General features: G+C 72.7%; 15 protein-coding genes. 12 read left to right on the plus strand and 3 right to left on the minus strand.

The window, feature by feature from the left end; all coding sequences use genetic code 11:
- The first annotated feature begins 8 nt into the window (after positions 1–8).
- From edd to ASC77_RS19135, 4 genes are read left to right on the plus strand one after another with little or no spacing between them, the layout of a single operon-like run.
- Positions 9–1,877 carry a phosphogluconate dehydratase gene (gene edd, locus ASC77_RS19120; RefSeq protein ID WP_056157213.1) on the plus strand — a complete coding sequence of 623 codons (1,869 nt, stop codon included), beginning with the start codon at positions 9–11 and terminating at the stop codon, positions 1,875–1,877.
- A complete protein-coding gene (gene eda, locus ASC77_RS19125) occupies positions 1,861–2,484 on the plus strand; it encodes a bifunctional 4-hydroxy-2-oxoglutarate aldolase/2-dehydro-3-deoxy-phosphogluconate aldolase (protein ID WP_200945056.1) in 624 nt (207 codons plus the stop codon). Before edd ends, eda begins: the two co-directional genes overlap by 17 nt.
- Before the next feature lie 29 nt (positions 2,485–2,513).
- Positions 2,514–3,035, plus strand: a complete 522-nt coding sequence (locus ASC77_RS19130; protein ID WP_056156720.1) for a hypothetical protein — start codon at positions 2,514–2,516, stop codon at positions 3,033–3,035.
- Positions 3,036–3,045: 10 nt separating this feature from the next.
- Positions 3,046–3,705 carry a class I SAM-dependent DNA methyltransferase gene (locus tag ASC77_RS19135; protein WP_056156721.1) on the plus strand — a complete coding sequence of 220 codons (660 nt, stop codon included), beginning with the start codon at positions 3,046–3,048 and terminating at the stop codon, positions 3,703–3,705.
- On the opposite strand, the gene ASC77_RS19140 is transcribed toward ASC77_RS19135, so the two are convergent.
- The gene (locus ASC77_RS19140) at positions 3,699–5,078 is read right to left on the minus strand and encodes a glutamate decarboxylase (protein WP_056156723.1); all 1,380 of its coding nucleotides are present in this window, start codon (positions 5,076–5,078) and stop codon (positions 3,699–3,701) included. The genes ASC77_RS19135 and ASC77_RS19140 overlap by 7 nt on opposite strands.
- Before the next feature lie 49 nt (positions 5,079–5,127).
- Positions 5,128–6,042 (minus strand): hypothetical protein, encoded by a 915-nt coding sequence (locus ASC77_RS19145; protein WP_200945057.1) that lies wholly within the window; start codon positions 6,040–6,042, stop codon positions 5,128–5,130.
- A gap of 25 nt (positions 6,043–6,067) precedes the next feature.
- Between ASC77_RS19145 and ASC77_RS19150 the strand changes: the two genes are divergently transcribed.
- Positions 6,068–6,904 carry an alpha/beta fold hydrolase gene (locus tag ASC77_RS19150; protein WP_200945058.1) on the plus strand — a complete coding sequence of 279 codons (837 nt, stop codon included), beginning with the start codon at positions 6,068–6,070 and terminating at the stop codon, positions 6,902–6,904.
- Here the strand turns inward: ASC77_RS19150 and ASC77_RS19155 are convergent.
- On the minus strand, positions 6,897–7,472 hold the full coding sequence (locus ASC77_RS19155) for a DNA-3-methyladenine glycosylase I (RefSeq protein WP_056156728.1): 576 nt from the start codon (positions 7,470–7,472) through the stop codon (positions 6,897–6,899). The two genes, ASC77_RS19150 and ASC77_RS19155, sit on opposite strands and share 8 nt — an antisense overlap.
- Positions 7,473–7,536: 64 nt before the next feature.
- Between ASC77_RS19155 and ASC77_RS19160 the strand changes: the two genes are divergently transcribed.
- The 7 genes from ASC77_RS19160 to ASC77_RS19190 all read left to right on the plus strand — a co-directional run bounded on the left by ASC77_RS19160 (position 7,537) and on the right by ASC77_RS19190 (position 13,662).
- On the plus strand, positions 7,537–7,974 hold the full coding sequence (locus ASC77_RS19160) for a CHRD domain-containing protein (protein WP_056156730.1): 438 nt from the start codon (positions 7,537–7,539) through the stop codon (positions 7,972–7,974).
- A 78-nt stretch (positions 7,975–8,052) separates the two neighbouring features.
- Positions 8,053–9,723, plus strand: a complete 1,671-nt coding sequence (locus ASC77_RS19165) for a substrate-binding domain-containing protein (protein ID WP_056156733.1) — start codon at positions 8,053–8,055, stop codon at positions 9,721–9,723.
- A gap of 109 nt (positions 9,724–9,832) precedes the next feature.
- Complete coding sequence (locus ASC77_RS19170) at positions 9,833–11,068, plus strand: PKD domain-containing protein (protein ID WP_056156734.1); 1,236 nt, start codon at positions 9,833–9,835, stop codon at positions 11,066–11,068.
- On the plus strand, positions 11,068–11,712 hold the full coding sequence (locus ASC77_RS19175; protein ID WP_056156736.1) for a MotA/TolQ/ExbB proton channel family protein: 645 nt from the start codon (positions 11,068–11,070) through the stop codon (positions 11,710–11,712). Before ASC77_RS19170 ends, ASC77_RS19175 begins: the two co-directional genes overlap by 1 nt.
- Positions 11,709–12,032 carry a DUF2149 domain-containing protein gene (locus tag ASC77_RS19180; RefSeq protein WP_056156738.1) on the plus strand — a complete coding sequence of 108 codons (324 nt, stop codon included), beginning with the start codon at positions 11,709–11,711 and terminating at the stop codon, positions 12,030–12,032. Before ASC77_RS19175 ends, ASC77_RS19180 begins: the two co-directional genes overlap by 4 nt.
- Complete coding sequence (locus ASC77_RS19185; protein WP_056156741.1) at positions 12,029–12,745, plus strand: ABC transporter permease; 717 nt, start codon at positions 12,029–12,031, stop codon at positions 12,743–12,745. The genes ASC77_RS19180 and ASC77_RS19185 overlap by 4 nt, the downstream gene beginning before the upstream one ends.
- Complete coding sequence (locus ASC77_RS19190; RefSeq protein ID WP_056156743.1) at positions 12,742–13,662, plus strand: ABC transporter ATP-binding protein; 921 nt, start codon at positions 12,742–12,744, stop codon at positions 13,660–13,662. The genes ASC77_RS19185 and ASC77_RS19190 overlap by 4 nt, the downstream gene beginning before the upstream one ends.
- The last annotated feature ends 3 nt before the right edge of the window (positions 13,663–13,665 follow it).

The raw sequence follows: 13,665 nt of genomic DNA on the forward strand, positions 1-13,665 counted from the left end.
CTCAGCAGCTGCATCCCACCCTCGAGGCCGTGACGGCCCGGATCGTCGAGCGCAGCGCGGAGAGCCGCGCCGAGTACCAGCGCCGGATCGACGCGGCCGGCCAGGTCGGCCCGGCCCGCGGCCGGCTCGCCTGCGCCAACCTGGCCCACGGCTTCGCCGCCTCGGAGCCGACGGAGAAGAAGGCGCTGCGCGGCCGCACCAAGCCGAACGTCGCGATCGTCTCCTCCTACAACGACATGCTCTCGGCGCACCAGCCCTACCGCGACTACCCCGAGGCGCTGAAGAAGGCCGTCATCCGGGCCGGCGGCATCGCCCAGTTCGCCGGCGGCGTCCCCGCCATGTGCGACGGGATCACCCAGGGCCGCGACGGCATGCAGCTCTCCCTCTACAGCCGTGACGTCATCGCGATGGCCACCGCGATCGCGCTCTCGCACGACATGTTCGACGGCGCCCTGATGCTGGGGGTCTGCGACAAGATCACCCCCGGCCTGCTGATCGGCGCGCTGTCCTTCGGCCACCTGCCGACGGTGTTCGTCCCGGCCGGTCCGATGACCTCGGGCCTGCCCAACTCCGAGAAGGCCCGGGTCCGTCAGCTGTACGCCGAGGGCAAGATCGGCCGCGACGAGCTGCTCGAGGCCGAGGCGGCGTCGTACCACTCCGCCGGCACCTGCACGTTCTACGGCACCGCGAACTCCAACCAGCTGCTGATGGAGGTGCTCGGCCTGCACCTGCCCGGCTCGTCGTTCGTGAACCCCGGGACGCCGCTGCGCGAGGCGCTGACCCGCGCGGCCGGCTACCGGGTCACCGAGCTGACGGCCCAGGGCGCCGGTGACGGCGAGAGCACGCCGATCGGGCACATCGTCGACGAGAAGGCGATCGTCAACGCCTGCGTCGCGCTGCTCGCGAGCGGCGGGTCGACCAACCACACGATGCACCTGGTCGCGATCGCGCGGGCCGCGGGCGTGGCCCTGACCTGGGACGACCTGTCCGACCTGTCCGCCGTCGTACCGCTGCTCAGCCGGATGTACCCCAACGGCGAGGCCGACGTGAACCACTTCCACGCCGCCGGCGGCATCGCCTACCTGGTGCGCACGCTGCTGGAGGCCGGGCTGCTGCACGACGACGTGCTGACCGTCGCCGGCCACGGGCTCTGGCGCTACACGCAGGAGCCGGTCCTCCGTGGTGACGACCTGACCTGGGAGGACGGGCCGACCGAGTCCCTCGACCACGCGGTGCTGCGTCCCGCCGACGCGCCGTTCTCCCCCGACGGCGGCCTCCGGATGCTGACCGGGCCGCTCGGGCGGGCCGTCGTCAAGACGTCGGCCGTCAAGCCGGAGCACCGCTTCGTCAGCGCGCCGGCGGTGGTCTTCGACGACCAGCACGACTTCCTCGAGGCCTTCGGCCACGGCGAGCTCGACGGCCGCGACTTCGTCGCCGTGATCCGCTACCAGGGCCCGGCCGCCAACGGCATGCCGGAGCTGCACAAGCTCACCCCGGCACTCGGCGTGCTGCAGGACCGCGGCCAGAAGGTCGCGATCGTCACCGACGGCCGGATGTCCGGCGCGTCCGGCAAGGTCCCGGCCGCCATCCACGTCACCCCCGAGGCCGCGCTCGGCGGTCCGCTGTCGCGGATCCAGGACGGCGACGTGATCACCGTCGACGCCGACGGCGGGCTGCTCGGCCTGCACGTCGACCACGAGGTCTTCGCCCGCCGCCCGATCACCGGCCGGGCGCCCCAGGGTCCCGAGTGGGCGGGCACCGGCCGCGAGCTGTTCGCCGCCTTCCGCGCCACGGTCGGCTCGGCCGACACCGGCGCCAGCGTCTTCCCGGGCGTCACCGCCCCCGGCCAGGAGGTCCCCGTTGCCCAGTCCGTCTAGCGTCCTCGACGTCGTCCCGGTGATGCCGGTCGTCGTCATCGACGACCTCGCCCACGCCGTGCCGGTCGCTCGCGCCCTGGTGGCGGGCGGCCTGCCGGCGATCGAGCTCACCCTGCGTACGCCGGTCGCCCTCGACGCGATCCGCGCGATCGCCTCCGAGGTGCCCGAGATCCTCATCGGCGCCGGCACCGTCACCTCGCCGGCGAACGCCCAGGACGCCCTCGATGCCGGCGCCCAGTTCCTGGTCTCCCCCGGCACCACCCGGTCTCTCCTGCACGCGATGCAGGACACCGGGCTGCCGTTCCTGCCCGGCACCGCCACCGTCTCCGAGGTGCTGGCCGCCCTGGAGGCGGGCTGCACCGAGATGAAGTTCTTCCCGGCGGCAGCCTCCGGAGGCACGGCGTTCCTCAAGGCCGTCGGCGCCCCCGTGCCGGCCGCCCGGTTCTGCCCGACCGGCGGGATCACGCTGGGCTCGGCGCCGTCGTACCTCGCGCTCGACAACGTCGGCTGCGTCGGTGGCTCGTGGATCACCCCGCCGGACGCGCTCGCCGCCGGCGACTGGGACCGGGTCACCCGGCTCGCCGCGGAGGCTGCCGCCCTGCGCTGACCGTCCGACCCGGATGGAAGAGTGGCCCCGTGGGTCTGGACGGACGTGCTCTCGGGAGCCTGGTCGGGCTGGTCGGCGGCGAGGTCTTCGTGCAGGTCAACGCCGACGGGCTGCCGGGCGAGGCGATCGTGCGGGCTCTCGGCCTGGCGCTCGGGGCCCTGGTCGTCATCTCGCTGACCCGCTACCTCCGCTCCTCGCCGGTCGCTCCGCCGCCGCCCTCGCGCGCTGGACTGCGGCTCTACGGCATCGCCGTCACGGCGCTGGTGATCTCGATCCCGCTCGGTGCGGCAGCGCTGCGCGCGCTCGGCCGCGACGACCTGACCCCGGTGTGGGTCGTGCTGGTGCTGGGGCTCCACTTCGTCCCGTTCGCCCGAGCCTTCCGGCAGCCCTTCTTCACCCCGCTCGCCGTGGCGCTCGTCGCCGTGGCGCTGGTCGGCGGCGCCGCGACCCTGGCGGGCCTCGACGACGGCCCCGCCTGGACCGCGGTGGTCTCCGGCCTCACCCTCCTGGTGTCGGCGTCGCTCGGCCTGCTGCCGCGGCGCCGCGCCTAGGGTCTCGGTCGTGGACCGACAGACGCAGGAGCTCCGCGACGCCCACGACGTGCTCGCCGAGGTGTACGTCGAGCGGCTGACCGGGTTGCTCGACCAGATGCCGATCGAGCGCGCCGTGCTCGGCCTCTTCTCCGAGCTCGTGCGCGACGCGGGCGCCGGTCGTCCCGTGGGCGACCTCGGCTGCGGGACCGGCCGCCTGGCGCCGTACCTGGAGGCCCAGGGACTCACGAGCCGGGGCGTCGACCTGTCACCGGAGATGATCCGGGTCGCGCGCCGTGACCACCCCGGCCACGACTTCCAGGTCGGCGACCTGCGCGCGCTGCCGTTCGGCGACGCGGAGCTCGACGGCGCCGTCGCGTGGTACTCCCTGATGTACCTCGATCCCGACGACCGGGCCGCCGCCTTCGCCGAGATCGCTCGGGTGGTGAAGCCGGGCGGGTTCGTCGCGACGGCGTACAAGGTCGGTGACGACACCCGCCGTCGAGGTGGTCAGTCGCTCGACCTCGGCATCGGCTTCGACGTCTACTGGCACTCACCCGCGGAGGTCGAGCAGCGGTTCCGCGAGGCCGGGTTCGAGGTCGTCTTCTCGGCGGGACGGCCGGCGGACCCCGACGAGGTGCAGCCGCAGGGCTACCTCATCGCCCGCCGGAGCGATGCCGCGGGTCAGTAGCCGGAGCCCTGCTTGACCTGCTCACGCTCCACCGCGGCTGCCGCGCCCTTGTGGTCGAGGGTCGTGCAGGCGTCCTCGATGTCCTGGCACAGGCGGTCGACCTGGGCCCGGCTCATCGTCTCCTTGACCAGCGCCCTCAGGATCTTCACGTCCTGGGCGTCCGGCGGCAGCGTGTACGCCGGCACCATCCAGCCGCGCTCGGCCGAGAGCTGCCAGGCGACGTCCGACTCGTCGTACGACACGTCGTGGCCGGCCTTGAGCCGGAAGGCCACGAGCGGGAGCTGCTCCTGGTCGTCGCCGATCACCTCGAAGCGCCCGCCGGCGCGCAGGTTGTCGGCGAGCGCCTTCGCGTTCTCCTGCATCTGCCGCATCACGTAGGTGTAGCCCTCGCGGCCGAGGCGGACGAACATGTAGTACTGCGCGAGCACCATCGCGGCCCCGGTGGAGAAGTTGAGCGTGAAGGTCGCGTCGGTCTTGCCGAGGTAGTTCTCGTAGAAGACCAGGTCCTCGGCGAGGTCGCTCCTCTCCCGGAAGACGAGCCACCCGATGCCGGGGTAGACGAGCCCGTACTTGTGGCCGGAGACGTTGATCGACCGGACCTGCTCGAGCCGGAAGTCCCAGGCGGAGTCCGGGTAGAGGAAGGGCCACACGAAGCCGCCGCTGGCGCCGTCGACGTGCACCGGGATGTCGAGGCCACGGTCGGCCTTGAGTCGGACCAGGAGGTCGTTGATGCCGCGGATGTCGTCCATGTGCCCGGTGAACGTCGTCCCGAGCACCCCGACGACGCCGATGGTGTTCTCGTCGAGGTGGGCCACGACGTCGTCGGGACCGATCGTGTACTTGTTCTCGGCCAAGGGCACGATGCGCGGCTCGACGTCGAAGTAGCGGCAGAACTTCTCCCAGACGACGTGCACGTCGCCGCCGAAGACCAGGTTGGGCCGGTCGACCGGCTGCCCGGCGGCCTCCCGTCGTTCCTTCCACTTCCACTTCAGGGAGAGGGCGCCGAGCATGATCGCCTCGGACGAGCCCTGGGTGCGGCAGCCGGTCGTCTCGCCGGGTGCGTGGAAGAGGTCCGCGAGCATCCGCACGCAGCGCTGCTCGATCTCGGCGGAGATCGGGTACTCGGCGTGGTCGATGAAGTTGCGGTGCAGGTTCTCGGCGATGATCCGCTGCGCCTCCGGCTCCATCCAGGTGGTCACGAAGGTGGCGAGGTTGCGCTGGGGGTCGCCCTCCATCACCAGGTCCTCACCGATCAGACGCATGGCCTCGACGGGCACCATGCCGCTCTCGGGGAAGGTCGTGGACGGCGCCGACTCAGTGAGGAAGCGGTTGCCGAAGAGGGCGGTTGCCCGGTCGTCCGATGCACGGTTCATGCCACCGAGCCAAGCACGTGCGGACCTCCGCGTCGTCACCCCTTTTGGACTAGCCCGGGGACCCACCCGCGGCGGTCTGCGGTCGCTCGAACAGCTGCAGCACCCCGCCGACGGCGAAGCACACGGCGCCGCAGAACGTGCCCCAGTTGACCAGCCCGACGTCCAGGGCGGTCGAGGTGGCGGGTCGGGTGAACGCGGCGATCCCGGCCAGGAGGAAGAGGATCGAGCCGAGCTGGTTGATGCCGACGATCCACCACCCGAGGTCGTTGACGACGCGCCAGATGCGACCGTGCCCGACCTCGACGAGCGCGAGGTGCCCGGAGACCAGGAAGCAGACGCAGCCGACCATGTCGGGCACCCAGATCCAGCCGTTGGTCTGCCGCGGCGTGAGGTCCTGGGCGAAGGCAGCCACCAGGCTGACGCCGAAGAAGAGCGTCCCGACGAACAGCACGGCGGCACTGAGCCACCCGATGTGAGCGGGCTCGAAGGCGGCCCATCGCCAGCGCGCGGACGCGAGGGCGCCGGTGTCGTCGATGTCCGTGGGCGTGTTGGACGCCTGGAGCACCGACACGTAGCCGCCCAGGCTGAAGAACACCCCGCCGACGAGGTAGACGAGGTCGACGTCCCGCAGGTCACCCAGGTCGAGCTGCGCCATCAGCGCCCCGACGGCGAAGAGTGCGCCGCCGAGGGTGAACGCGGTCGCGGCTACCAGGTTGGCCCGACCGAGCCGACGGGCGGTCGGAGGTGCGGCGTCGACGAAGCCGACGGCCGAGCCCTCGGCGTCGAGCAGCTCCACCCGGCCGCGGCGGCGGGCGAGACGGGACGCCCAGCGCACCGCCCCGCCGTCCGGCAGCGCCCAGGTGACCCGGGTCGTGAACCATGCCGACCGCTCGACCCGGCTCAGGACCCATCGGGCCGGGTGGGTGCGCGGGACGCCGGCGGCCGGCGCGGCCTGCGGGGACATGAGGCTGACTCTAGGGTGTGTCTCCGTGGTCACCCGTCGGTACGACGTCCAGCTGCCCAGCCACACCGTCCACGTCCTCGAGTGGGGGCCGGCGGACGGTCGGCTCGTGGTGGCCCTGCACGGGTTCCCCGACACTGCCGCGACCTGGCGCCGGGTCGCGCCGCTACTGGCCGAGGGCGGGCTCCGGGTCGCCGCGCCGTTCCTGCGCGGCTACGCGCCGTCGGGAATCCCCGCCGACGGCGACTACTCGGTGCGCGCGCTGGTCGGCGACGCGGTGGCGCTCCACGACGCCCTCGGCGGTGACACCGACAGCGTGCTGGTCGGCCACGACTGGGGCGCGATCACGACCAACGCGGTCGCGGCCGACCCGGCCTCGCCGTACGCCCGACACGTCTCGCTCGCGGTGCCGCCGTTCACGGCGATGAACCCCTCGCGGTCGACGTGGCGGCCGTGGCTGGCAGCGATGGTGCGTCAGCCCTTCCACTCCTGGTACATCGCGGCCAACCAGGTCCCCGGCCTGTCCGAGCGGACCTTCGACCGGCTCACGACGCGGTTGTGGCGATCGTGGTCACCGGCGTACGACGCCCGCGAGGACCTCGACCTGCTGCGCGCCGCCGTACCGGACCGCGCGCACGCGCGGGCGGTGGTGTCGTACTACCGCGCGATGCTCGGCAGCGGGATCGCGCCGGCACTCGCCGAGCCGGTGCACCCGCTCCTGGTCCTGCACGGCGACGGCGACCGCTGCATGGAGCCGGGGCTGGCGCGCCTCGCGGGCGCGACGGAGATCGCCGGCGCCGGCCACTTCCTCCAGCTGGAGCAACCCGGGGCGGTGGCGGCGGAGGTCCTGGCCTTCGTCAGCTGAGGCCGCGCCGGAAGCAGCCCACGAGGTGCGGGTCGAAGATGCCGATCGCCTCCATCAGGGCGTACATCGTCGTGGGTCCCACGAACGCGAAGCCGCGCTTCTTCAGGCCCTTCGAGAGCGCGACCGACTCGGCCGACGTGGTCGCCATCTCCGCGGTGTCCTTCCACGCGGGGGGCTCGTCGGGGGCGAACCCGAGCACGAACGCCTCCAGCCCTTCGGCGTCGCGCAGCGCCACGCTCGCGCGGGCGTTGGTGACCGCAGCCTCGATCTTCATCCGGTTGCGGACGATCCGGGGTTCCTGCATCAACCGCTCGACGTCCGCCTCGTCGAAGGCCGCGATCGCCTCCGCGTCGAAGCCGTGGAAGACCTCGCGGAACGCCGGCCGCTTGTTGAGGATCGTCGACCAGGACAGCCCGGACTGGAACGCCTCCAGGGTCAGCCGTTCGAGGTACGCCGCCTCGCCGTCCACGCGGCGACCCCACTCCTCGTCGTGGTAGTCGCGCATCACCCCCGCACCGCCCGCCCACGGGCAGCGCGCGACCCCGTCCTCACCGATCAGCGGTCCCATGGCCCCATCCTGACCCAGACCGCCGACACCTGAACCCCGCGGCGTCCCCGGTCGTGTCACTCCCATGACGAACCGCACGCCCGCCCTGCTGGCGCTCAGCGCCGGACTCACGCTCCTGACGTCGAGCTTCCTCGTCGACACCGCGGCCCACGCCGCTCCCGCCGAGCGCGCCGTGGTGCGCCTCGAGACCCGCCTGCGTCCCAGTGGCGACCCGGACGGGTCGGGCCAGGCCCACTTCACGTTCGACAAGGCGCGCGGCCGGGTCTGCGCGACGGTCGAGTGGCGACGGATCCAGCGGCCCGACGCCGCGCACATCCACCGGGTGTCGGACGGCAGCATCGTCGTCGACCTGGCCGGCTCGGTCACCGGCGGCCCGCGGTGCGCCACCGGCGTGCCCGCACGCACGATCAGGCAGATCCTGCGGCACCCGCGCCAGTACTACTTCAACGTGCACAACCCGACGTACCCCGCGGGCGCCATCCAGGGCACGCTGCACCACTGAGCAGACCTGGCTACCGCGGATCGAGGAAATCGCCATTGCTAGGTACTACCTAGGAAAAGCCCTGATATAACAGGCGAGGTGCAGATCCCTCGCGCTCGCCGCGGCCTCGCCGCCCTCCTCGCCATCGGCGGCGCCAGCCTCGCGCTGGTCGCCGTACCGACCACGTCCGCCGAGGCGGACTCCGACAGCACCCTGACCATCGTCGGGACCAGCGACGTCTCCGACTCGCACCTCTTCCTGGACGTGCTCAAGCCCGGCTTCGAGGCGGCGTACCCGCAGTACACCGTCACCTACCAGGGCTCGGCCACCCAGAAGGCGATCGACAACGCTCGTCAGGGTCTGGGCAGTGCGCTGATCGTGCACGCGGCCAGCCTCGAGAACCAGTTCGTCGGCGACGGGTTCTCGGTCGAGCCCTTCGGTCGCGCCATCTTCTGGGGCGACTTCGTGCTCCTGGGACCGGCCTCCGACCCGGCGCACGTGATGTCCGGCAGCTCGCCGGCCACCAACCCGACCGAGGCGTTCCAGAAGATCGCGGCGGCCGGCGCGGCGGGCAACGCCTTCCTGGTGGCCCGCGAGACCGGGTCCGGCACCGACGTGCAGTCCCACAACATCTGGGCGGAGACCACCGGGGTGCACACCTGCACGGTGTCGACCGCCAACGGCGGCGGCGTGCGACCCGCGGCCGACGACGTGAGCGGCGCCTGCCCGACGGGTGCCCCCGGCACGATCCAGGCGAGTTTCCCGAGCTGGTACCCCGCGACCGGCCAGACCCAGGCCCCGAACATCCAGACCGCTGACGTGTGCACGACCCTTCCGGGTGGCGGGACCGGCAACAACAACTGCTACGTCTTCACCGACCGGGGCACGTTCCAGTACCTGAAGAAGACCGGGATCCCCAACCTGCAGGTCGTCGTGCGCGGCGACTCCCTGCTGCTCGTCAACTCGTTCCACGCCTACGCGATCAACCCGGACAAGTTCACGGGCACGCCCAGCGTCCAGATCAACAAGCCCGCCGCCCTGGCGTTCCTCGACTGGGTGACCTCGACGGCCGGGCAGGCTGCCGTCGGCAGCTACCTCAACGACACCGCCGACGCGCCGTTCCTCCCGTCGGCCGCACCGAAGCTGACCGTCACCAGCGCGCCGGCGAAGGTCAAGGCGGGGGCCGCGATCAAGGTGAGCGGCGACCTCGCGAACGTCGTTCCCGGCACCCCGGCACTCAGCGGCGTCCCGGTCCGGCTCGTCGGCACACCTGCGGCCGGGCCTGGGAACACGCCGGTGACCGTCGCGACCACGACCACCGACTCCGCGGGGCACTTCGCCTTCTCGTACAAGCCGCAGAAGTCGCTCATCTACAGCGTCGCCGTCGACGAGATCACGCAGATCGAGAACGCCGCCCTCACCCCGGTGTTCGGCGACCTCCTGGAGGGGACGTCGGCCCCGGCCGGCCGGACCGTGGTGGTCGGCAGCGCGACGATCGCCAAGCCGAAGGTCGGCAAGCACCGGGTCGTCCAGGTCCGCGGCAAGCTCGGCCCCCACGCTTACAAGGGTGCCGTCGTCCAGGTCTACGGCAAGCTCGGCGCGCACAAGGTCAGGCTGCTCAGGACCGTGCACCCGAGGTCCGGAGCCGCGGCGTACCAGGTGCGGGTGAAGCTCAAGAAGGGCGTCTGGAAGCTGCGGGTGCGCTACTCCAACGGCACCTCGTTCACGGCCGCCACGACCGGGTTCTCCCGCAAGGTGAAGGTCTCCTGACCTGATCCGACGGCTCGCACTGCTGACCGGGCTCAGTCTCGCCGTCCTCGGCGGGGCCGGGCCGGGGCCGGCGTACGCCGCGCCGGGGTGCCCGGGCGGCGGTCCGTGCGTGATCGTCTCGGTCGTCGGCAGCACGACGACGAGCAAGACGTTCGACCTCGCCGACCTCGCCCGGTTGCACGATGCTGCGGCCGACGACGACTACATCCTGCGGGGGGACGACGGGAGGACGAGCGACCAGATCGTCGGCGGCGGCACCCTGCTGCGTGACCTGGTCTCCGACATCGCCGACCCCGACCACCCGGGCTCCCAGCTCGATCCCGACGCCACCTCCTTCACCGAGGTGTTCGACGCCGGCGACCGCAGCCACCCGTTGCAGGCGGGCGACCTCGGAGCCGTCGGGTCCAACGGCTTCACCCAGGGCGGCCCGGTCATCTACGGGGTGAGTGGCGACCAGCTCGGCTACATCCGGCCGCTCCGCGGCGACGACGACGTCAACCTGTCCCAGGACCCACAGGTCGGCGGCTTCTTCCAGACCGACCCCGGCGGTGCCCTCCGGATCACGGTGCACGCCAGCGGGCAGCTCCTCGCCCCTGTCATCCACGTCTCGCCCGACCCACGGAAGGGCAGCCCCGTCGAGCTCTCCGCGACGGTGGACAACCCGTCCGGCACGGGGCTGACCTACGACTGGGACTTCGGCGACCGGAGCGGCCACGGGGCAGGAGCCTCCGTCGCGCACACCTGGGCGTCGTCGTTCGCCAGCGACTACGCCACCGTCGCGCTGGTCGTCACCGGCGCGGACGGCTCCAGCGGCAGCACCTACGCGCGCGTCACGTTCGGTGGGCCGACCGAGCCACCCACCGAGACGCCGACGACGACACCCAGCACGACGACACCCAGCGCGTCGGCCACCGGCACCGCGACCCCCACAGCCACACCGACCGCGACCTCCAGCGGGACCCCCGACGCCGACCAGACCGAAGGAACGAGTGGCCGGTCCGGCGGCAGCCCGGCCACCGGTCACAGCGCCGGGCCGACAGCCGGGCCGACGAGCACCTCCAGCACGACGCCGCACGCGACACCGTCCGACGCAGGCGTCGCGGTCGACGGCCTGGTGCTGCTCTCGGCCGGGCAGCAGCCCGAAGCGGTCGCACCGGTGCAGCAGCCGCCACCGGGCAGCGTCCAGGCTCCGGAGGCGGAGCGGGTCACGGACCACCACCCGCTGACCCTTCCCGGCTGGCTGGTCGCGGCCGCCGTCGGCGCGACCCTCCTGGTCCTCGGCGGACTCCGCGAGGCACGGCCCGGTTGGTGGCGACGGCTGCGTCCGCCCGCGAGGATGCACTAGTGACCGACGACATCTACCAGGTGATCTTCAACGTCGCCGAGGCACTCGAGCTCCCGGTGGTGCTGGCAGCGGTGGCGGCGCTCCTCGCGGTGATCGTCGAGACGGGGGCGTTCCTGGCGGAACGCATCCGACGCCAGCGCCGGAGCTTCCCGGCGTTGTCCCGGGCTGCCGATGCGGCCCGCACCGCCCTCGACGCGGGCGACCGGGCCGCCGTACGCGCGGCTCTGCAGCCGGTGGCGTGGAGCGACCAGATGGGCCGCGTGCTCTCGGCGTTCTCGGAGGAGGCGGGCACGCCCGGAGCCGAGCCCAGGCTCGCCAAGCAGCTCGCCGACTTCGACTTCGCGTCCGAACGGCGGTTGAGCCGGACCCGGCTGCTCGTCAGGTTCGGCCCGGCGCTCGGCCTGATGGGCACCCTCATCCCGCTCTCACCCGCGCTCGAGGGCCTCGCGGACGGTGACGTCGCCGCCCTGACGGACAACCTCCGCCTCGCCTTCAGCATCACGGTGCTCGGCCTGCTCGTCGGCGCGGCCGCGTTCGCCCTCTCCCTCGCGCGCGACCGGATCTACGGCCAGGACCACTCCGACCTCGAGTACGTCGCCGCCGTGCTCACGGCGCCCGTCGGGTCGCAGCAGGTGGCGCCATGATCAGGGTCAGCACCCGCGCCCACCACCGCGAGGACCGTGCCGGCGATCCTCTCGACGGTCTCGTCAACCTCTTCGACCTCGGCATCGTGCTGGCCGTCGGCTTCCTGCTCGCCGCCCTCGCGTCGCTCAACCTGGAGTCCGCGATCACCAAGACCGGCCTCACGCCCGACAACTCGGTCACCGTCAAGCCCGACGAGACCTCGGGCTCCGTCCCGCCGGACGGCGAGAAGGTGATCGGCAACGGCGAGAAGGTGGGCACCGTCTACCGCCTCGAGGACGGCCGCCTCGTCTACGTCGTGCCGAAGGACGCCACCCCGTGAACTTCGTCTGGCAGGGGATCCAGGACGCCTGGCAGCTGCTCGTCGACGGCGACCCCTACCTGATGAACCTCCTCGAGGTGACGCTCAAGGTCTGCATCGTCTCGACCCTGACCGCGGCCGTGATCGGGCTCCCGATCGGGCTCCTGCTCGGGCTCGCGAGGTTCCGCGGGCGCGGCCTCGCCCTGACCGTCGCCAACGCCGGGCTCGGCCTGCCGCCGGTCATCGTGGGCGTGATGCTGTTCGTGGTCGCCCTCCCGCAGGGTCCGCTCGGCGAGCTCCACCTCGTGTTCACGCTCAAGGGCGTGTACGTCGCCCAGACCATCCTCGCCCTCCCGGTGATCGTGGCCCTCACGGCCGCCGCCGTGCGCGACATCTCGGAGGGGCTCATCTCCCAGGCCCGGGCGTACGGCGCCCGCCGGCACCGGATCGCGCTGCTCGCCCTGCGCGAGGCGCGGGTCGGCGTGATCGCCGCGCTCATCGCCGCCGTCGGCGCCGGGCTCTCGGAGGTCGGTGCGGTGGCCATCATCGGCGGCAACCTGCCGTTCGCGACGCAGACCCTCGCCAGCGCGGCGCTCGAGGAGGTCAACGCGGGCCGCTACTCCTGGGCGATCGCGATCGGGATCCTGCTGCTCGGGCTGATCCTGCTCATCTCCGCCGTGCTGACCGTGCTGCAGTACGCCGGCGCTCGCAACCGGGTCCCGAGGCACGCGTGACGGAGCCCGTCGCCACCCTGGCGGGGGTCTCGATCAAGCGCGGCCGCCGCACCGTCGTCCACGACCTCGACCTCGACCTGCGGGCCGGGGAGGTGGTCGCGCTGCTCGGCCCCAACGGCGCCGGCAAGAGCACGATCCTCGAGGCGGTCGGCGGGATCATCGAGCCGTCCGCCGGGACGGTCACGCGGCACGGGCGGGTCGCGACCGTCCTGCAGAGCCCGGGACTGGCCTCACGCTCGGTGCGCGCCAACGTCGACCTGGCGCAGTCGTGGTGGGGCGTGCCACGTGGTGAGCGACGCGCCCGCACGGACGCAGCACTCGCCCAGCTGGGCGCGGAGCACCTGGCCCGGCGCCAGGCGGCGGCACTGTCCGGCGGGGAGCGCCGTCGGGTCCACCTCGCGCGCGGCCTCGCCGTACGCCCCGACCTGCTGCTGCTCGACGAGCCCTTCGCGGGCCTCGACCCGGAGACCCATGCCGCGCTGGTGCAGGACACCTCGACGGCGCTCCGCGACGCGGCCCGTGCGGTCCTGGTCGTGCTCCACCAGCGGGCCGACGCCTGGGCGCTCGCCGACCGCGTCCTCGTCCTGCTCGACGGCCGGATCCTCGCGGACGGCGCGCCCGACGACCTGCTGCGGGAGCCGCCGTCCGCGGAGGTCGCGCGCTTCCTCGGGTACGACGGGGAGCTGGTCGAGCCCGACGGCACCCGCGTCCTGACGCGCGCCGCGTGGGTCCACCTCGACGAGGCCGGCGACCTCGAGGCGACCGTGACCCGGGAGCTGCGGATGGAGGACGGGGTCCGGGTCGACCTGGCGACGGCCCGCGGGACGCTGAGGACCTTCCACCGCGGCACCCGGATCGGCACCGGCGACCGGGTCCGGGTGCGCCTCGAGCACGCCGTCAGGTTCCCCAGCGACTGACGC

The organism is Nocardioides sp. Root1257 (genome assembly GCF_001425175.1).
GTDB lineage: Bacteria > Actinomycetota > Actinomycetes > Propionibacteriales > Nocardioidaceae > Nocardioides.

Bases quoted from the DNA above. Each gene is read 5' to 3' on its own strand.
- ASC77_RS19145 (WP_200945057.1), bottom strand. From the start codon at position 6,042: ATGTCCCCGCAGGCCGCGCCGGCCGCCGGCGTCCCGCGCACCCACCCG.
- ASC77_RS19140 (WP_056156723.1), bottom strand. From the start codon at position 5,078: ATGAACCGTGCATCGGACGACCGGGCAACCGCCCTCTTCGGCAACCGC.
- ASC77_RS19160 (WP_056156730.1), top strand. From the start codon at position 7,537: ATGACGAACCGCACGCCCGCCCTGCTGGCGCTCAGCGCCGGACTCACG.
- ASC77_RS19180 (WP_056156738.1), top strand. From the start codon at position 11,709: ATGATCAGGGTCAGCACCCGCGCCCACCACCGCGAGGACCGTGCCGGC.
- ASC77_RS19155 (WP_056156728.1), bottom strand. From the start codon at position 7,472: ATGGGACCGCTGATCGGTGAGGACGGGGTCGCGCGCTGCCCGTGGGCG.